The following is a 17,530-nucleotide window of genomic DNA, read 5'->3' as shown; positions in this document are numbered from 1 at the left end:
TCCTCACGCGGCGGGGGCGGCCGGCACGGCCACCTCGGCACCATTACCACCGCGCTGCTTCGCCATGCGCACGACCTGAAGCAGCTCCGAGGGACGCAGGGCACCGGTGCCCAGTACGCCCGCCACGTAGGCGGAGGCCGTCAGCCCCAGCCGGGGCCACGCCTGCAAGCCCGCTCCGGCCAGCACCCGGTCCAGGACCACGCAGCCCACGCACACCGCGGCCGTCTTGGCCACCATGAGGAGGGAGCGCCGGTCGAAGGAGTTCTTTCCCATGCGGCTGAGGAAGAGCACCGTGACGATGACCTCCGTGAAGAACATGGAGAGCGCCGTGGCGGTGGCGCCGCCGGACGGGCCGATGCGCCGGAACAGCGTCGGGATGAGCATCAGGTTGAGGATGGGGTTCACCACCGCGCCCATGGTGGCCGCCAGCGTCACCCACCACTCCTTGTTGGACATGGTCAGCCAGATGCTGCTGACCATGGTGACGTAGGCCATCACGAAGATGGGGGACAGCACACGCAGGGGCAGCGCCGCGGGCTCGAAGCCGGGGCCGCACATCAGGCGCACCCACAGGTCCGCGCCCAGCACCATGGCCATCATCACCGGCACGGTGAACGCGAGCACGCCCTCCAGCGAGCGGCGCGTCAGGTTCGACAGCTCCTCCGGGGAGCGGGCCGCCGCGCGCGACATCATGGGCATCAGCACCCAGCCGAAGATGGGGGAGATGAGGAACGTGAGCCCCGCGATGCTGAACGCACCGCCGTACCAGCCCACCTCCTCCTTCGACGCGAGCTTGCCCAACAGCGTCATGTCCGTGCGCCCGTTGCACGCCAGCGCCGCCGCCGTGAGGAAGAACGGCAGGCACGCCTTCATCACCTTCTTCGTCGCCGTCAGGTCGACGCGGAACTTCAGCCCCAGGTGCTCCTTCGCCAGCTTCCAGCTGATGATGAGCTTCACCGCCTCCGACAGCACCATGGGCACGGCCAGCCACTGCAGGCCCACGCCGAACGCGGCCATCAGCGCCAGGCCGCCGCCCCACACAATCTTGGTGATGACGTTGGAGACGGACAGGCCCGCGACCTTGCCCTTGGAGTGCAGCAGCGCGGCCATGGACGCGTTGATGACGATGAGCGACTGGGCCACCGCGAACCACTGCACCAGGTGCTGCACCTCCGGAGGCTCGCCGGTGTGGTGGAGCACCAGCGCCAGCGCCACCATCAGGACGAGCGTCATCGCCAGGCGCAGGAGCATCGTGGTGCCAAAGAAGTCGCTCGCGTGCTCTGGCCGGACGGGGACTTCCTTCCGGATGTACGTCTCCAGGCCCAGGTTCGTGGCCACGAAGAACGTGGCGGCGAACGCCTCCGACCAGTTGAAGTAGCCGAACGCCTCCGGCCCCAGGTAGCGCGGCATCAGCGCGCGGATGCCCAGCGCGATGGCGTACGTCACCATCAGCGAGCCTCCGAGCTGCATGGTGCTGCGGACCGCGCCGCGCACTTCGTTCGCACGGGCGCCGTCGTCGGCTTCAGCGGAGGGGGAGGTCGGACTGTTCACGGTCATGGATGAAGCGGGCCTTCGGGGCTGCTGCACACCAGGGGAGGAAGGCCCGCCCCATGGAAAGACGAACGGGCCCGGCGCGTCAACGCCGGGCCCGGAATGACACCCCGGTTGCTAGCTTGCTCCGCGACCGGTGATGACCACGGGCACCGTCTGCAGGAGCAGCCGCAGGTCGCCGGTGAGGCTCCAGTGGTCGATGTACTGCATGTCCAGGTACATCCACTGCTCGAAGGAGATCTGGTTGCGGCCGGACACCTGCCAGATGCAGGTGAGGCCCGGGCGCACGGACAGGCGGCGGCGCTGCCACGTCTCGTACTTCGCCACCTCGCTGGGCACCGGCGGGCGCGGGCCCACGATGCTCATCTCACCGCGGAGCACGTTGAGGAACTGGGGCAGCTCGTCGATGGAGAACTTGCGGATGAAACGACCGATGCCGGTGATGCGCGGGTCGTTCTTCATCTTGAAGACGGGGCCGGTCTGCTCGTTCTGCGCGGCCAGCCGCTCCTTGAGCTCCTCCGCGTTCACCACCATGGAGCGGAACTTCAGCATGTAGAACGGCTTGCCGTGCTGACCGGTGCGCAGCTGCTTGAAGAAGATGGGGCCGCGCGAGGTGAGCTTGATGGCCGCCGCCACCACCGCGAACAGCGGCAAGAGCGCCCACAGCGCCACCGCGGACACGGCGATGTCGAACAGGCGCTTCATGGCCATCTGGTGCGGCTTGGGCGCCACCGCGGCGAAGTGCAGGTAGCCGTCCGCCACCGCGCGGGAGTCCACCGGGCGAGCGCGGTCCAGGCGGAACGAGTGCGCCGGCAGCGCGAACGGCACGCCGAAGCGCTCCGCCAGCTTGATGGCCGCCTGCATGGACTCGCCCTGCTTGAGCGTGTTGCCCGCGATGTAGACCTCGCTCACGGGCAGCGTGCGCAGCAGGCGCTCCAGCTCGTCCGCGGGCCCCAGCACGTCCGCCGGCAGGCTGTCGCCCGAGGCGTGGTCCGCGGGGAAGCGCACGTAGCCCAGGATCTTGTGACGGCCGCGCTTGAGCAGGTCCTCGCCCGTGTAGCGGCCCATGGCGCCGGTGCCCACGATGAGCACCTCCTCCGTGGGGGCCTCCTGCGAGGCCACCTGGCGGAAGACGCCCAGGCGCAGCAGCAGGGCCACCGGCCAGAAGATGAAGAGCAGTGGCGCCAGGCCCACATGGGACGCCGTGGGCATCGCCAGCTCCAGCACCGCCTGGATGGTCACCACCGCCAGCGTGGTGACGGACACAAGCGCCACGTGGTCCATCTTGCTGCGCTCGGCGAAGCGCGAGTCGTACAGGCACAGCGCCGTGCCCGTGATGAGCCACACCAGCACCGCCGTCAGCACCATGCTGGGCAGCTCCCAGCTCATGGGGAACGTCAGCCCGCCGCGCATCCAGGCGGAGCCCATCAGCACCGCCACCAGCAGCGCCACATCCACGGTGAGGTTCAGCTTCGCAGCGAAGCCAGGGGCCAGGCGCGGCGGATCGGTGACCTCGGCCGCGGCCGTCGCCTCCGTCGCCCCGGAAGCCTTTACCTCGGCGCTTGCAGTCGCACTGCTCATCGTGTCCACCCCCCTCTGCTCAGGTTCGGCACTCGCAGAGGATACCGTCTAGACTAGAAAAGTTTAACCAGGAGGAAATGCAAAGACTGCCAAATAGTGCGTCGCGGCGCAACCACTGCTCAGCAAGAAAGACATGACAACAGGTGAAAACTTGGACACCCATCCCAGCCGTCGGGTGTGAGTTCGCGTCCCAGGACATTGAGGTCCAATGGGTCCTTTGGATCCCACCTGGACCCCAAAGCAGTCGGGTACGCCCGCCGACTGCATGTACGATGCCCGTCTGACAGTCGGATGCCTGCGCTCCTACCGAGATGCGTCATGGCGGAAGTCATGAGGAATTCCCGGAGGTTGAGAGTGGGGCTCCAGGCGCTCTGTCCTGGTGTAGACGTTGCAGCGGCCGTTCCTTGAGAACGCGGCGAGCGTCACGCCAGCACGCAGGGCCAGGTCGATGGCCAGGGAGCTGGCGGCGGACACGCTGACCACGACGGGGATGCGGGCGCGGGCGGCCTTCTGGACGATTTCGAAGCTGGCGCGGCCGCTGACGGCCAGGACCGTGGGTGCGGCGGGGAAGGGCGGTGTGGGCATCCGGAGCGGGGTGCGCACGGCGCCGGCCAGGACCAGGGCGCCCACCACCTTGTCCACGGCGTTGTGGCGGCCCACATCCTCATATGAGGCGAGCAGCTCGCCATGGGCATCCAGCGCGGCGGCGGCGTGCACTCCACCGGTGTGTTCAAACGTGTGCTGGATGTCGCGCAGGCGTTCGGTGGCGCGGGCCACGGTGTGGGCGGAGAGGACGGGGCCGGGGGCGACGGGGGCGCACGTGGCCATCAGGTCGTCCACGTCGCGGCGGCCGCACACGCCGCAGGCGGAGGTGGTGAGCGTGCCGCGGCGGGTGGCCTCCACGCGCTCCAGGTCGAGCACGGCACCGGCGGCGGGAACGACCTCCAGCACGTTGCCGTAACCTTCCTCGCCGGGGTGGCCGCAGTGGAACAGGCTGCCCAGGTCGTCGCGGTCGTTGAGGATGCCTTCGGCGAAGAGAAAACCCACCGCCAGCTCGCGATCATGCCCGGGGGTCCGCATGGTGGTGGCGACGGGGTCGCCATTCACGCGGATCTCCAGGGGCTCCTCCACGGCCACGCGGTCATCCTCGGCCGCACGGAGCGTGTCTCCGTCGAAGCGGCGCACGGCGCGGTGGGTGACGCCGCGCGGTTCTGGGCGAGAGACCTTGGATGTCGCGGATTGATCACGCAGCCACGCGGTGAGGAGGTCCGCGACGGCGGTGGCGGTGGCTGGCACGCGCGGGCGCGAGGCCACGGTGGGCGGAAGCGTGGGCGCGTCCGTCACCAGGGCGAGCACGTCGGGGCGGGAGGCCGCGAGCGGGGATTCCAGTCCCTCGCGCCACACCTCCAGCTTCGGGAGGGGGCCGTCCTTCCAGCCCTCCACGAGCACCAGGTCCACGCGGCCCGCGTCGCGCGCGAGGAGCGAAGGGGACAGGGGCTGCCGGGTGGTGAGCTGCGTGCCGTCTGGCGTGGCGAAGCCGGTGAGCGCGGCGCCCGCTGCGTCCAGGCGCGCGGTGTCGCTGCCCGGGCGGTGGAGCGGGTGCGCATCCGAGGAGTGCTTCACGTACGCGACGCGCAGGCCGCGCGAGGCCAGCTCCGGCAGCAGGCGCTCCAGGAGCGTCGTCTTGCCGGCGCCGGAGTGGCCGATGAGGGCGAGCGCGGGAGGCGGCTTCATGCGGCCTCCACGGCGTGGAAGTCCGGTGTGTCGAAGAGCTGCACGTCCACGGACTCGCCCTGGGCGAAGTCTGCGCGGCCGGCGGGGAGCACGGCCCAGCCCCGGGCGGCCACGTTCTGGAGGATTTGTCCGGCGCCCTGGGGACGCAAGCGGGCCCACGGTTCGACGCTGTCCCCGCGCGCTTCGAGCGCCGCGACGGTGACCAGGTAGGTGAGGCCGGCCTGCTTGTGGCGGGGCTCGGAGAGGCGGGCGCGGGTGACGCGGCGCTGTTCGATGACGCCCTGGTGCTTGAAGAGGAGGGGCCGCGCGAACTGGTCGAACGCGACGGTGGCGGCGCCGGGGTTGCCGGGCAGCACGACGACGGCGGTGGAGCCCAGACGGGCCACGGCCACGGGCTTGCCGGGCTTGAGCGCGACGCCGTCCACGAGGAAGCGCGCGCCCATGCGGGTGAGGACGCGCTTCACGCAGTCCTTGTCGCCCACGGACGCGCCGCCGGTGGTGATGAGCACGTCGACCTGGGGCGCGAGCTGCTCCAGCTGGGCGTGCAGCTCCGCTTCGTCGTCGCGCGAGCGGGCGAGGTGCGTGACGTCCGCGCCGGCCTCACGGGCGAGGGCGGCCACGAGGAGGCGGTTGCTCTCGAAGACCTGGTGGGGTTGCGCGGGCTGGCCGGGGGGAACGAGCTCGTCGCCGGTGGCGATGACGGCGACGCGCGGCGCGGGGCGCACGAGCGCGGTGGCTTCGCCCAGCGACGCGAGCACACCGAGCACGGTGGCGTCCACGCGCTGGCCGGCGGGGAACAGCGGCGTGCCGGGCATCACCTCTTCGCCAGCGCGGCGCAGGTCATGGCCGGGGGCGACGGAGACGAAGAGGTCCACGTGGGAGCCGTCGTCGGTGGGGCGCGCGGCCTCCTGGCGGACGACGGCGTCGGCGCCGGGGGAGAGGGGGGCGCCGGTGAAGACGCGCGCGGCCTCGCCGGGTTGGAGGGCGCGGCGCGGGAGGTGGCCGGCGTAGACGGTGTCGACGACGCGCAGGCGCGCGGGGCGGTCGCGGTTGGCGCCCCGGGTCTCCTCGGCGCGCACAGCCCACCCGTCCATGGCGGAGTTGTCGCAGCCGGGCAGCGCGCGTGACGCGACGACGCCAGCGGCGAGGAACCGGCCATGGGCTTCCATCAAGGGAAGCCGGGCGGGGGCCGCGGGCACAATGGCATCGAGCGCGGCCAGTCGCGCGGCGGGGAGGGGAGTCAGCGGCATGAGTCAGCGAGGGGGCGGCGGACTCTACGACGGGGTGCGCGTGCCTTGTCCACACGGGGCATGGGAGATGCGGTTGCTCCCTCCCTCTGGGGGTTGGCGAAATCCGGGGTGTGAAGCGTTTTCGCGGAGGATGAGAGGTGTGTAGGGTCGGCGGACATGGACGGATCCGCGACCTTTCCCGACGTGACGCTGGCCATCCTGGCTGGGGGGCAGGGGACCCGGTTGGGGGGCGTGGCCAAGGGGCTGCTGAGCGTGGAGGGGCTCACAACCTTGGAACGGCTGCGGGCGTTCGGGTCGCATTTCGAGGACGTGTTGCTGGTGGCGAATGCTTCGGAGCCGTACGAGCGCTTCGGGCTCCGCACGGTGGCGGACGCGGTGAAGGGCAAGGGAGCGCCGGGAGGGGTCCATGCGGCCCTGGGCGCGGCCCGCACGCGGTGGGTGTTCGCGGTGGCGTGCGACATGCCATTCGTGACGGAGGCCGCGGCGCGGGTGGTGCTGGACGCGCGAGGCGAGGATGTGGACGCGGTGTGCATCGAGCGGGACGGACGGTGGGAGCCGTTGTTCGCGGCGTATCGTACGGAGCTGGTGTCACACTGGGGTGAAGCCTTGGTGGAGGATCCGTCTCTGCGGGGGCTGCTGATGCGGTTCCGGACGCGGACCTTGCCGGTGGACGCATTGCGAGCGGTGGATCCGGAGCTGCGGGCCTTGGCGAACGTGAACACGCCGGAGGATTTGGTCCGATACGGCGTCACGTTGCCATGAACCGTGCGTAGGGCATGCCGGCCTGTGGCTGACCGAGCACGGGCAACGGGAAGCTCAGTGGCTTTCCGTCCGACGCCTCCGTGTTCCCCTCTACCTGCGCGGCACCCAGTCCCTGTCGCTGTCCCTGGAACGTGGCCTGTGGATTCCGCGCGGAGGCCCTGCCCGCCTGGATGACGGCGTAACGCGCGGTCACCGCGCCCACTGTGGACAGCACGTCCGCGGTCACCTGCTTCCACCGCGCTCGTCCCGGCAGCACGTCCATCACCAATCCCGCCAGTGAGCACGTCCGGGACAGCGTCCACAGCGCTCCCGACACACCCGTGCGCAGCGGCTTCCCCACCTCCACCACCTGCCGCGCCTCCAGCTCCACTGCCTCGCGCGTGAGCACTTCCGCCACCTTCCCCGCGACACGGAAGCGGCGCAGCACGCGCTCCTCCGCGTCCGTGTGCGGGAACAGCGACAACAAACTCCCAGCGCTCGCAGTCGCGGAGGCCATGAAGAACAGTGGCAGTGTGCGCCCCACCTGTTGCCACAGGGGCACCGCAGTGTTGCTCACCAGCACCGCCGTGTACCCCGCGAGCGGCAACCCCAGCACCGCGCCCACCATGCCCGCAGTGCGTCCCATGACTCCAAGAGCTCCGGGCATCCGTCGCAGCACGAACGCCGCCGTGTTCACCGCGCCCGAGCCCGCCAGCACCCACGAACCCATGCTCATGGGCGACGTGGGACGGAACACGCGCAGCATGTTCAGGAAGCGCGACGGCCGGCCCAGGTCGTGGATCAACAGCCCCGCGCTCACGATGTCCCCCGCCGTGGCCACCGCGTGACAGCGCCCCGCCAGCCGCTCCAGCCTCCGTCCTCCCATGTGCTCCAGCGCCACCCCGAGCACGCTCGCGGCACCCGCCACTCCACCCACGTAGAAGTACGCCGGGACCGTCCAGATCCACAGCGGCTCCTTCAACACGGGCATGCCGTAGTAGCTCGGCGCCGCTGCACTGTCCGGCCCCGACCGTGACGGCACCGTGGGCAACACGTCCATCCCATGCCGCACAGGCTCCGGATCCTTCACCCGCTGCTGAGCACCCTCGCCCTCCAGGATGCCCGCGCGCGTGTCGATGTTCCGCCCGTCCGCCTTGCGTTGCAGCCGGTCCAGCAGCGTGTCGTCGCTCATCCGCGCCCCTCCCGCCCGAATGCCACCGCGCCCAGCGCCACCGCCACCATGCCCACCGCACCCATCGCCACCGACGCCCATGACCGCAGCGCCTTCTTCGTCGGCACCACCGGGTCGGGCGGCAGGTTGTAGACCTCCGGCTTGTCCAACAGCAGGAAGAACGCGTTGAGCCCACCCGTGCCCGGTTGGTTCTCCGCGTCCTTCCCGTACAGGTACGCGTCCGTCACGCCACGCTGATGCAGGTCGCGAACCCGCGACTCCGCGCGCGCATGCAACTCGTCCAAATCACCGTATTGGATGGACGCCGTGGGACACGCCTTCGCGCACGCGGGCGTCTGGTCGTCACCGATTCGGTCGTAACAGAGCGTGCACTTCCACGCGCGCCCGTCGTCCTCGCGCCGATCAATCACTCCGAACGGACACGCCGACACGCAGTAGCCGCAGCCGTTGCACACGTCCGGCTGCACGTAGACCGTGTCGAACTCCGTGCGCACGATGGCGCCCGTGGGACATGCCTCCAGACACCCCGCGCGCTGGCAGTGCTTGCACACGTCCGACATCATCAGCCACGAGAAGTCCCCCGCGCCCGACGTCTGCCCCTGCAGCGGCACCGGCCGCTCCACGAACGCCACGTGCCGCCACGTCGACGCACCCAGGTGCGCCGTCTGGTCGTAGGACATCCCCGTGAAGTGGAAGCCGTCGTCAGGAAGCTGGTTCCACTGCTTGCACGCGACCTCGCACGCCTTGCAGCCGATGCAGAGCGTCGTGTCCGTGAAGAACCCCTTGCGGCCTCCCATGCGCCTATCCCTTCCCCTCGGGTTCCTGCGTCTCTGAATGGTCCGTGTCCCCAGGCGGCGTCACGTCGCGCGGCACCTCCGGCAACAGCAGCGGAGGCGGCGCCGCTCCCGCTGCGGCCCTCTCCCCCGAGCGCATCCGCCCTGCTCGCAGGTCCGCCGTGAACGCCTTCGACTCCTGGATGTCCACGTTCTGATCCGCGACGAACGCCGTCAGTTCGTTGGCCCCTTCACCGCGCACGCGCCCCGTCACACCCCAGTGGTACGGCAGACCAATCTGGTGCACCTGCCGTCCCTTCACCTTCAGCGGACGGATGCGCTCCGTGACGAGCGCCCGGCACTCCAGGTCCCCTCGCGCCGTGGCGATGGTGCACCAATCCCCGTTGTTCAACCCCTTCTCGCGCGCCAGCTCCGGGGAGATTTCGCAGAACATCTCCGGCTGCAATTCGCTCAGCCATGACAGCCAGCGCGACATGCCTCCCGCGGTGTGGTGCTCGGTGAGCCGGTAGGTCGTGACCAGGTACGGATAGCGCGGGTCGCCCCAGGCCCGGTGATAGGGGTTGTCCTTGCGCTTCCACTCCTCTCGCGTGGGGCTGCACTGCTGCGCGTAGAGCGGGTTGGAGACCACCGACTCCATGGGCTCGTAGTGCGTGGGCAGAGGCCCGTCCATCATCCCGCTGGGCGCGAAGAGCCAGCCCTTGCCGTCCGCCTGCAAGAGGAACGGATCATTGCCGGCGATGGTCGCCAGCCCCGTCGCACCCTCGGGCGGCCGGTACTCCGGCGGCCGGTCCACGATGAAGTCCGGCACGTCCTCGCCGGTCCACTTCATCTCGCCCGCGTCCCACCACACGTAGCGCTTGCGCTCGCTCCAGGGCTTGCCGTTCGCGTCCGCCGATGCGCGGTTGTAGAGGATGCGCCGGTTGGACGGCCACGCCCAGCCCCACTCGGGCGCCACCCACGTCTGCTCCTGCCCGGGCTTGCGCCGCGCCGTCTGATTCACGCCGTCCTTGAAGCAACCCGAGTAGATCCAACAGCCGCACGCAGTGGAGCCGTCGTCCTTCAGCGCCGTGAAGCCGTCCACCAGCTTCCCGTCCGCCAACGTGTAGCCGTTGATCTCCTTCATCACCGCCTCCGCGGAGGGCTCCGCGTGCGGTCCGTGCGTGGGGTAGTCCCACGTCAAATCCAGCAGCGGCGCGTCCTTCAGGTCCGTGGAGCCCGCGTAGCGCTCACGCAGCTTGCGCCCCAGGTGGTAGGCGAAGTGCAGCTCGCTGCGCGTGTCCCCTTTCGGCTCCACGGCTTTGTGATGCCATTGCAGCAGCCGCTGCGTGTTGGTGAAGGTGCCGTCCTTCTCCGTGTGCGCGGCGGCCGGGAAGAAGAACACCTCGGTCTGGATGTCCTCCGGCCGCACCTGCCCGGATTGGATCTCCGGTGCCGTGCGCCAGAACTCCGCGGTCTCGATGAGCGTGAAGTCGCGCACCACCAGCCAGTCCAGCTTGCGCAGCCCCTTGCGCTGGAGCGCCCCGTTCATGCTGCCCACGGCGGGGTTCTCCCCCATGACGAAGTAGCCCTGGAGCTTCCCGTCCGCCATGTCCGCCACGGTCTGCATGTGAGAGTGGTTGCCAGTCAGCCGGGGCAGGTGCGCGAACAGGTAGTCGTTGTCCTTCGTCGCCTTGTCCCCGAACCACGCCTTGAGCAGGGACACCGCGTACTTGGGGAACTCCGTCCACCAGCCGCTGCCGGACTTGTTCTTGCGGATGTAGTGCTCCAGTGAGTCCGTGCCGCTCGCGCGCGGCATGGGCAGGTAGCCGGGCAGCAGGTTGTAGAGCGTGGGGATGTCCGTGGAGCCCTGGATGGACGCGTGCCCTCGCAGGGCGAGGATGCCTCCGCCGGGCCGGCCGATGTTGCCCAGCAGCAACTGGAGGATGGCCGCCGTGCGGATGTACTGCACGCCCACCGTGTGCTGCGTCCAGCCCACCGCGTAGCAGAACGCGCTGGTGCGCTCCGGGTTGGAGTTGTCACAGAGCGTCCGCGCGACCTCGAGGAACAGCGCCTCGTCCACGCCGCACACCTGTGACACCACCTTCGGCGTGTAGCGCGCGAAGTGTCGCTTCAGCAGCTGGAACACGCACCGGGGATGCTGGAGCGTTTCGTCCCGGTGCTCGTCGCGGAGGTCCACGCGGTGGTCATGCCCGCCCGCGCCCGCGCCCGGTTCGTCCGTCAGCTCCTTGTGGCCCGCCGCCGGCACCACTCCGGACACGCCCTGGTACTGCCAGGTGTCGATGTCGTAGCGGTTGTCCTTCGGCTGGTAGCCGCTGAAGAGCCCCTCCAGGTCCTCCGTGTCCAGGAAGCCCTCGCGGATGAGCGTGGCCGCGTTGGTGTACTGCACCACGTAGTCACGGAAGTACCGCTCGTGCTCCAGCACGTAGTGGATGAGCCCGCCCAGGAACGCGATGTCCGAGCCCACGCGGATGGGCGCGTAGATATCCGCCACCGCGCTGGTGCGCGTGTAGCGCGGGTCCACGTGGATGACCTTCGCGCCCCGGGCCTTCGCCTCCATCACCCACTGGAAGCCCACCGGATGGCACTCGGCCATGTTGGACCCCTGGATGAGGATGCAGTCCGAGTGCTGCAGGTCCTGCTGGAACGTCGTGGCTCCGCCGCGGCCGAACGTGATGCCCAGACCGGGCACCGTGGACGCGTGTCATATTCGAGCCTGGTTCTCCACCTGCACGATGCCCAGCGCGCTGAAGAGCTTCTTGAGGAGGTAGTTCTCCTCGTTGTCCAGCGTCGCTCCACCCAGGTGCGCCAACCCCAGCGTCCGGTTCAGCCGCTGCCCCTTCGCGTCCGTCACCTCGAACGTCGCGTCGCGCGTGCGCTTCACGCGCTCGGCCACCTTCTCCATCGCCTCTTCCAACGGGATGGGCTCCCACTCCGTCCCGCCGGGGCGGCGGTAGAGGACCTGCTGGATGCGTTGCGTTCCCGTGACCAACTGGAAGGTGGCGGCCCCTTTGGGACACAGCCTTCCGCGCGAGATGGGGGAATGCGGGTCACCCTCGATGTCGAGGATGCGCCCGTCGCGCACGTGGACCTCCTGCCCGCAGCCCACCGCGCAGTACGGACAGATGGACTTCACCACCCGGTCCGCGGACTTCGTGCGCGGCGCCAGCGAGCGGCTTCGCGCCGACATCGCCGTGTCGCCCAGGGCCCGGCTGTCTCCTCGGGCGAATTGCCGCAGGACGGGCCAACCCTTCATCAGGTCGCGGAACTTCAAGGCCGCCCCTCCTACGGATGCGCACGTGGAATCTGGTGCTCAAGATGGGGACGCGCGGCGGGGCGGACCAGTGCCGCCGGTCCCTGGCTCGCGTCCAGCAGTGAACGCGAGAGCAGGCGAGCAGGCACGGAAATGCACGTGCGCGAAATCAGACCGGGGGGCTCGAACCGTTACTACTCCACGGTGCCAACGCCTCTTCCTGCTCCACCCTCCCCTGGGGCCCCGCGGGCCTTCAGGCGGAGCAGGAAGACCCACAGCCACGTGATGGCCGGAGACGTGGCGGAGAGCGAGTGGAGAACCTGCATGACGGACAGTGCCCCTCTCATCCTGTTGATCGAGGACGAGGAAGACCTTCGGGACGCGGTCGCGACGCTGTTGGAGATGGAGGGTTATCGCGTCGCGCAGTGCATCCATGGCGAGGATGCCTGGAGCTGGCTTGCGTCCCATCCTCGTCCGGACCTGGTGCTGCTGGACCTGATGATGCCGGTGATGAACGGACAGGCCTTCCTCTCAAGGTTGTCCCAGGAGCGCATGCTGGAAGGCGTGCCCATCATCGTGCTGTCCGGCAGCCCCTTCCATCCCCCAGGCGCGGTGGACTACCTGCGCAAACCGGTGGCGGTGTCGGACCTGATGGAAGTGGTGCGCCGCTTCCTGCCGTCATCCGGGGAAGGCCCGGAAGGACCTCCCACGTCGTGAAACATGTGTCGCATGGCGCGGCGCGTGCGCATCGAGGACTCGCGATGGAGCGAGACCTGTGGAATCCTCGCGCCCCGTCAGGTCCCCGCCTGGTCCATTCCCCCTCACTCAAAGGACGACAGATGCCGGATGGCACGCTGAACCTACCCGAGGACGTCGCCCGAGACCTGGAAGCCCGTCTGGCCGCGACGGAGCCGGAGGAGACGAGCCGGGGCCTGTTCTTCCTGGGCGTGTTGGACGCGGTGCGCTTTCTGGGCGGAGCGGACGCGGTGAAGCGCTGTCTGGATCAGGTGGGGGAGACCGCGGACTTCATCCCCATGCAGACCTATCCGTTCCCGCGCTTCCTGCGGCTGTCCTACGTGGCGGCGGAGCAGCTCTCGCCGCTCGTCGGCGGCCATGATGCGGCGCAGCGGCAGATTGGCACGCAGGCGATGCTGGACTTCCTCAACTCCATGTTCGCGCGCGACTTCGTGCAGCAGGCGGGTGGGGACCCGAAGCGGCTCCTGGAGTTGATGCACTCCGGCTACCGCACGGCGCTGAACTTCGGCGAGCGCTCCGTGGAGTGGACGGGCCCCACGTCGGGCCGGGTCATCATGAAGCGCTCGCTGATGCCGGTGCCCTACAACGAGGGCATCCTCCAGTCCGCGCTGGAGGTGACGGGCGTGCACGACGTGCAGGTGCGCGGGCATGCCCAGTCGCTGGTGGACGCGTACTACGACGTCTCCTGGTCGTGAGCCGCACGGGCCGCGCTCAGGCCAGGGCGCGGCGCACGAGGCGGTAGGTGCCCTCCGCCGTGGTGCCGTAGACGATGTGGGCGGCGAGCGCGCTCAGGTGCGACTTCGCCGGGACCTTCTGGGGCGGCGGAGCGAGGCGCAGCAGCGGCACCGCCAGCTCGTCGCCGATGAGGAAGAGCCCCAGGCCGAAGCCCACGCCGAACAGCTTTCCCGCCAGCGGCACGCGCTCATGCAGCGCACCGTGCACGGCGCCCCAGAGCGTGCCGTAGCTCCAGTGCACCACGTTGCCGGCCTGCTTCTTCCGCTCTCCCTCCAGCTTCACGCCCGCGCCTTCCGCCGCCTTGCGCGCGGCGACCTCCGTGGCGGGCTCCTGCTGGGAGTCGTCCTGCTGCTTGGACTCGCTCAGCCTGGCGATGAGCGCCTGCGCCTGGTTCATGGCGAAGGTGCCCAGCGCGCCGCCCGCGGCGCCCATGAGGATGTCCTGGAGGAGCGAGCGCTTCTCGGGACGGAGTCGGCTCCAGCGGATCATGGTCGGGCCCTTTCGGTGCGGTGGCTGCAAGCGTGCTCATAGGGTGGGGCGCCTTGTTGACGGGTGCACACTCGGGGATGGGGAGGCGGGGCGCGCCCTGTTCCCGGTCCGGAGGGCGGCCGTGCGAGCGGGCGTCGCGCGGAGGATTCCGGGGGCTTGCCTCGTGCGAAGCCCGGCCAGAAGGCCCACCTCAGGGCGAGGAGGGGCGAAAGCGCATGGCTCGTCACGAGGACTTGAGAGGACAGGTGGCCATCGTCACGGGCGCGTCGAGCGGCGTGGGCTGGCAGTCCGCGCTGCGGCTGGCGGAGGCCGGCGTGCGGTTGTGCGTCACCGCTCGGCGCCAGTCGGCCCTGGAGCAGCTGCGCGTGGAGGTGCTCCAGCGCGGCGGTGAGTGCCTGGTGAGTGACGGCGACGTCACGGTGGCCGAGGACGTGGAGCGCGTGGTGCGCGAGTGCGTGGAGCACTACGGCCGCGTGGACCTGCTGGTGAACGCGGCGGCGGTGCAGTCCTACGGCTACTTCGACCAGCTGCCCTGGGAGCACATCACGCGCGTGTTCGACGTGTCGTGCTTCGGCTACTTCCGCTTCGCGCGCGCGGTGCTGCCGCACTTCCGCAAGCAGGGCCACGGCCACCTGCTCAACGTGCAGTCCATGTTGGCGTCGGGGTCCGCGCCGTTGTTGTCCGCGTACGCGGCCGCGAAGCACGCGACGCTGGGGTGGGCGCAGGCGTTGGAGATGGAGCTGGCGGGCACGGGCATCCACGTCTCCAACGTGCTGGTGCCGTCCGTGTCCACGCCCATGTTCGACCACGCGCCCACGATGTTGGGGTGGAAGCCCGTGCCGGTGCCGCCCACGTACGACGTGGACCTGGTGGCCCGCGCGGTGGTTCGGCTGGCGAAGCGGCCGGGCCGCACGTCGGTGCCGGCGTTCCTCCAGGGGCGGTTGATGCTGTGGCTCAACGGACTGGCGCCGTCCGTGGGCAAGGCGGTGCTCTCCCGCTTCGGCGTGCGGATGCAGACGACGGACATGCCGCTGGACCGGCCCGAGGGCAACCTCTTCACCCCCGTGGTGGAGGGCGTGGGGCCTCGTGGCAGCGTGCCCCCGACGCCCGCGTGGGTTCGCTTCTCCGCGACGCTGGGACTGGCGGCGCTCACGGGCGGCGTGGTGGGCGGCGCGGTGCTGGGCGCGCGCGGCCTGATGCGCGCGGCACGTTGAAGCGGGGCGCGATGACGTCACCCGCTCCGAGGGCGCCGCGATCAGGATTTTTCCGTTCGCGGTGCTGATGGTGTGGTGTCAACGAAGTGTTGGGTGGGTCCGAAAACATCCTCGCGTTGGGGCGTCCTTTGGCTAGAAGGGGCCCCGCATGCGCTCCGGGAAGGGTCGGCCGGGGCGCCAACGAGGGGAGAAACATCGATGCGTGGAAGCAACAAGTGGACGGGCCTGGCGCTGGTGGCGGGCCTCGCGGTGTCGGCGCAGGCGGTGGCGGCGGAAGAGCCGAACCTGAACGCGAACCCGGGCAGCTCGTCGTCGTTCGGCCAGGCGGGCCAGATGGTCATCAGCCAGGACCTCAACGGCTTCCTGGGCTACAACACCGCCTCCGAAGTGTTCCTGATCCGGCTGGAGCCGTCCGCGGACTACTTCCTCCAGCAGAACCTGTCGGTGGGCGCGTCCGCGCTGGTGGCCTTCGGCTTCGGTGACAGCACCGTCGTGGGCCTGGGCGTGCTGGGCCGCGTGGGCTACCACCTGCCGCTGGGCGAGCGCGTGTCGCTGTGGCCCAAGGCGGGCTTCGGCGTGCAGTTCGCCCACGTGCCGAACGCCAGCGACGTGAACTTCGTCCTGGATTTCAACGCCCCCGTGCTGTTCCACCTCACGCCGCACTTCTTCATCGGCGCGGGTCCGCAGGTGCGCGCGGTCATCAGCCAGGACGTGGGCAGCCTGGGCTCGGACCAGGGCTACTTCGCGGGCAATGACGTGACGCTGGGCATCACCACCACGGTCGGCGGCTACTTCTAGCCTCGGGCCTTCCCCGGCACTCTGGGCTTCGTGCCCGGGTGTCGGGGAATGCAGGACCCGTGAAGTAGGACGCGGTGCGTTGACGTCACGGGTTGGATGTGTTGGGTTGGAGGTTGCCATGTCCGTGCTTCCGTTCGCATCCAGGCTGCCCGCGTTCGCCCCCCTGCATCCGCTGGGGAGAGGCCCGTTGGGCGAGTGGGTGTCCCTGGTGTGGCCGCTGGAGCAGGACGCGGTGGATGCGCGCCCGCTGGTGGTGAAGACGTTCCTCCTGGCGTCGGGATTGGCGCCGGAGACGCGGCGTCCGCTGGAGGAGGCGCTGACGCGAGCGGTGCCGTTGCGGCATCCGGGCATCGCGAGGCTCCACGGCTTCCAGGTGGACGTGCGCGACACGCTGACGGTGGTGTCGGACTACGTCCCGGGCTGTTCGCTGGCCACGGCGCGCCGGAGGGTGCTGGGGCGGGGTGGGCGGCCGTCGGAAGCGTTCGTATGTCACGTGGGCGCGGAGGTGGCGGGAGCGCTGCAAGCCGCGCATGGCGCGCGCGTGGTGCACGGGGATGTGCATGCGCATCGCATCCGCGTGGGGCCTCGGGGCGAGGTGACGCTGACGGACTTCGGGCTGCGGCCCGCGCGTCCGCTGCTGCGCCGCTTCACGTCGCCGTCTCGGCCGGACGTGGTGGAGCTGCCCGTGCGCGAGGGCGCGGTGGGCTCGTCGGTGGAGACGCGGGAGGATTTGCGCGCGCTGGGGCGGGTGTTGTTGGCGCTGGTGTCCGGGAACACGGTGGTTCCGGAGGACGCGGCCGGGGTGGACGCGGCGCTGGGTGGGGTGTCGCCCGCGCTGCGGGACGTGCTGCGCGGGGTGCTGCTGGATGAGCGCGGGGCGGACTCCGCCGCGGGGTTCCAGGCGGCGCTGCGCGACTGCATGGGGAATGGAGTGGAGTGCCACGGGCAGGACGCGATGGTGCGCGAGCTGGCGGCGCTGCCGGGCTCGGGTCCGCTGTCTCCGGTGGATGTGTACGTGGGCGCGGCGTCGGTGATGACGGCCTCCGCGTCCGTGCGCGGGCGCACGCTGCCGTCCTGATGCGCGGGGCCTGGGGCTTCGCGTCGAGGCGCTGAGCGAAGGGAGGCGCGCAGGCGCTTGGGCCGCTCGCGCAGGAACGGTGCTCACGCTGCCGTGACGTGACGTGCGCTGCTCACGCGTGGCTCCGTCGCGCAGGAGCGGTGCTCACGCTGACGTGATGTGCAGTGGCTTGCCGCGCACTGCTCGCGCGTGGCTCCTTCGTGGACGCCAATGCGTGCAGACATCGTGCAGCGGAGTCCGCCCGCGAGCACGTGCATCGCGCGCTTACGTGCTGCACGGGTGGGCGGCATCCCTGTGGACTGGCGGACGTCGTGCGTCCTGGCCGTGTGAAACGCGACGGGACGCAAGCGGGAGGCTGGTGGTTGCC

General features: G+C 70.0%; 14 protein-coding genes. 6 read left to right on the top strand and 8 right to left on the bottom strand.

Features of this window, described 5'->3' with window-relative positions:
- Window positions 1–3: 3 nt before the first annotated feature.
- From wzx to glp, 4 genes are all read right to left on the bottom strand, one after another.
- Window positions 4–1,557 (bottom strand): exopolysaccharide biosynthesis flippase, encoded by a 1,554-nt coding sequence (gene wzx / locus D7Y04_RS38105; RefSeq protein ID WP_216672877.1) that lies wholly within the window; start codon window positions 1,555–1,557, stop codon window positions 4–6.
- Window positions 1,558–1,668: 111 nt separating this feature from the next.
- Window positions 1,669–3,141 (bottom strand): exopolysaccharide biosynthesis polyisoprenyl-phosphate hexose-1-phosphate transferase EpsZ, encoded by a 1,473-nt coding sequence (epsZ, locus tag D7Y04_RS38100; RefSeq protein ID WP_171809896.1) that lies wholly within the window; start codon window positions 3,139–3,141, stop codon window positions 1,669–1,671.
- Between the two features lie 294 nt (window positions 3,142–3,435).
- Window positions 3,436–4,866 carry a formate dehydrogenase accessory sulfurtransferase FdhD gene (gene fdhD / locus D7Y04_RS38095; protein ID WP_121762519.1) on the bottom strand — a complete coding sequence of 477 codons (1,431 nt, stop codon included), beginning with the start codon at window positions 4,864–4,866 and terminating at the stop codon, window positions 3,436–3,438.
- Window positions 4,863–6,116 carry a gephyrin-like molybdotransferase Glp gene (gene glp, locus D7Y04_RS38090; protein WP_121762518.1) on the bottom strand — a complete coding sequence of 418 codons (1,254 nt, stop codon included), beginning with the start codon at window positions 6,114–6,116 and terminating at the stop codon, window positions 4,863–4,865. Before glp ends, fdhD begins: the two co-directional genes overlap by 4 nt.
- A gap of 156 nt (window positions 6,117–6,272) precedes the next feature.
- Here glp and D7Y04_RS38085 point away from each other — a divergent pair, with 156 nt between their 5' ends.
- Window positions 6,273–6,878 (top strand): molybdenum cofactor guanylyltransferase, encoded by a 606-nt coding sequence (locus D7Y04_RS38085; RefSeq protein WP_121762517.1) that lies wholly within the window; start codon window positions 6,273–6,275, stop codon window positions 6,876–6,878.
- On the opposite strand, the gene nrfD is transcribed toward D7Y04_RS38085, so the two are convergent.
- From nrfD to fdh, 3 genes are read right to left on the bottom strand one after another with little or no spacing between them, the layout of a single operon-like run.
- Window positions 6,865–8,049 carry an NrfD/PsrC family molybdoenzyme membrane anchor subunit gene (gene nrfD / locus D7Y04_RS38080; protein WP_120600300.1) on the bottom strand — a complete coding sequence of 395 codons (1,185 nt, stop codon included), beginning with the start codon at window positions 8,047–8,049 and terminating at the stop codon, window positions 6,865–6,867. The two genes, D7Y04_RS38085 and nrfD, sit on opposite strands and share 14 nt — an antisense overlap.
- Window positions 8,046–8,846: a 4Fe-4S dicluster domain-containing protein gene (locus tag D7Y04_RS38075; RefSeq protein WP_171813424.1), complete on the bottom strand. Its 801-nt coding sequence runs from the start codon at window positions 8,844–8,846 to the stop codon at window positions 8,046–8,048. Before D7Y04_RS38075 ends, nrfD begins: the two co-directional genes overlap by 4 nt.
- A gap of 4 nt (window positions 8,847–8,850) precedes the next feature.
- Entirely contained in the window at window positions 8,851–12,096 is a 3,246-nt protein-coding gene (gene fdh / locus D7Y04_RS38070) for a formate dehydrogenase (protein ID WP_199749804.1), read from the bottom strand.
- A gap of 321 nt (window positions 12,097–12,417) precedes the next feature.
- Here fdh and D7Y04_RS38060 point away from each other — a divergent pair, with 321 nt between their 5' ends.
- Together D7Y04_RS38060 and D7Y04_RS38055 are read left to right on the top strand one after the other, a co-directional pair.
- The gene (locus D7Y04_RS38060; RefSeq protein ID WP_158627661.1) at window positions 12,418–12,810 is read left to right on the top strand and encodes a response regulator; all 393 of its coding nucleotides are present in this window, start codon (window positions 12,418–12,420) and stop codon (window positions 12,808–12,810) included.
- Window positions 12,811–12,932: 122 nt separating this feature from the next.
- Complete coding sequence (locus D7Y04_RS38055; RefSeq protein ID WP_120576907.1) at window positions 12,933–13,544, top strand: DUF2378 family protein; 612 nt, start codon at window positions 12,933–12,935, stop codon at window positions 13,542–13,544.
- 16 nt (window positions 13,545–13,560) lie between these two features.
- Here the strand turns inward: D7Y04_RS38055 and D7Y04_RS38050 are convergent, their stop codons facing one another.
- Window positions 13,561–14,073 (bottom strand): DUF1440 domain-containing protein, encoded by a 513-nt coding sequence (locus tag D7Y04_RS38050; RefSeq protein ID WP_121762514.1) that lies wholly within the window; start codon window positions 14,071–14,073, stop codon window positions 13,561–13,563.
- Window positions 14,074–14,288: 215 nt separating this feature from the next.
- Between D7Y04_RS38050 and D7Y04_RS38045 the strand changes: the two genes are divergently transcribed.
- The 3 genes from D7Y04_RS38045 to D7Y04_RS38035 all read left to right on the top strand — a co-directional run bounded on the left by D7Y04_RS38045 (window position 14,289) and on the right by D7Y04_RS38035 (window position 17,163).
- A complete protein-coding gene (locus D7Y04_RS38045) occupies window positions 14,289–15,287 on the top strand; it encodes an SDR family NAD(P)-dependent oxidoreductase (protein WP_121762513.1) in 999 nt (332 codons plus the stop codon).
- A gap of 198 nt (window positions 15,288–15,485) precedes the next feature.
- Complete coding sequence (locus D7Y04_RS38040) at window positions 15,486–16,085, top strand: outer membrane beta-barrel protein (protein WP_120599353.1); 600 nt, start codon at window positions 15,486–15,488, stop codon at window positions 16,083–16,085.
- Between the two features lie 118 nt (window positions 16,086–16,203).
- On the top strand, window positions 16,204–17,163 hold the full coding sequence (locus tag D7Y04_RS38035; protein WP_121762512.1) for a protein kinase: 960 nt from the start codon (window positions 16,204–16,206) through the stop codon (window positions 17,161–17,163).
- The last annotated feature ends 367 nt before the right edge of the window (window positions 17,164–17,530 follow it).

The sequence above is a fragment of the Corallococcus sp. AB038B genome, from assembly GCF_003668955.1.
Taxonomy (GTDB): domain Bacteria; phylum Myxococcota; class Myxococcia; order Myxococcales; family Myxococcaceae; genus Corallococcus; species Corallococcus exiguus.
Note: the sequence above shows the minus strand (reverse complement) of the source record. Positions and strands in the feature narration are given on the sequence as shown.

Coding starts and splice junctions, on each gene's coding strand:
- D7Y04_RS38075 (WP_171813424.1), bottom strand. CDS start 8,846: ATGGGAGGCCGCAAGGGGTTCTTCACGGACACGACGCTCTGCATCGGC.
- nrfD (WP_120600300.1), bottom strand. CDS start 8,049: ATGAGCGACGACACGCTGCTGGACCGGCTGCAACGCAAGGCGGACGGG.
- fdhD (WP_121762519.1), bottom strand. CDS start 4,866: ATGAAGCCGCCTCCCGCGCTCGCCCTCATCGGCCACTCCGGCGCCGGC.
- D7Y04_RS38045 (WP_121762513.1), top strand. CDS start 14,289: ATGGCTCGTCACGAGGACTTGAGAGGACAGGTGGCCATCGTCACGGGC.
- D7Y04_RS38085 (WP_121762517.1), top strand. CDS start 6,273: ATGGACGGATCCGCGACCTTTCCCGACGTGACGCTGGCCATCCTGGCT.
- D7Y04_RS38040 (WP_120599353.1), top strand. CDS start 15,486: ATGCGTGGAAGCAACAAGTGGACGGGCCTGGCGCTGGTGGCGGGCCTC.
- D7Y04_RS38055 (WP_120576907.1), top strand. CDS start 12,933: ATGCCGGATGGCACGCTGAACCTACCCGAGGACGTCGCCCGAGACCTG.
- wzx (WP_216672877.1), bottom strand. CDS start 1,557: ATGACCGTGAACAGTCCGACCTCCCCCTCCGCTGAAGCCGACGACGGC.
- D7Y04_RS38060 (WP_158627661.1), top strand. CDS start 12,418: ATGACGGACAGTGCCCCTCTCATCCTGTTGATCGAGGACGAGGAAGAC.
- D7Y04_RS38035 (WP_121762512.1), top strand. CDS start 16,204: ATGTCCGTGCTTCCGTTCGCATCCAGGCTGCCCGCGTTCGCCCCCCTG.
- D7Y04_RS38050 (WP_121762514.1), bottom strand. CDS start 14,073: ATGATCCGCTGGAGCCGACTCCGTCCCGAGAAGCGCTCGCTCCTCCAG.
- glp (WP_121762518.1), bottom strand. CDS start 6,116: ATGCCGCTGACTCCCCTCCCCGCCGCGCGACTGGCCGCGCTCGATGCC.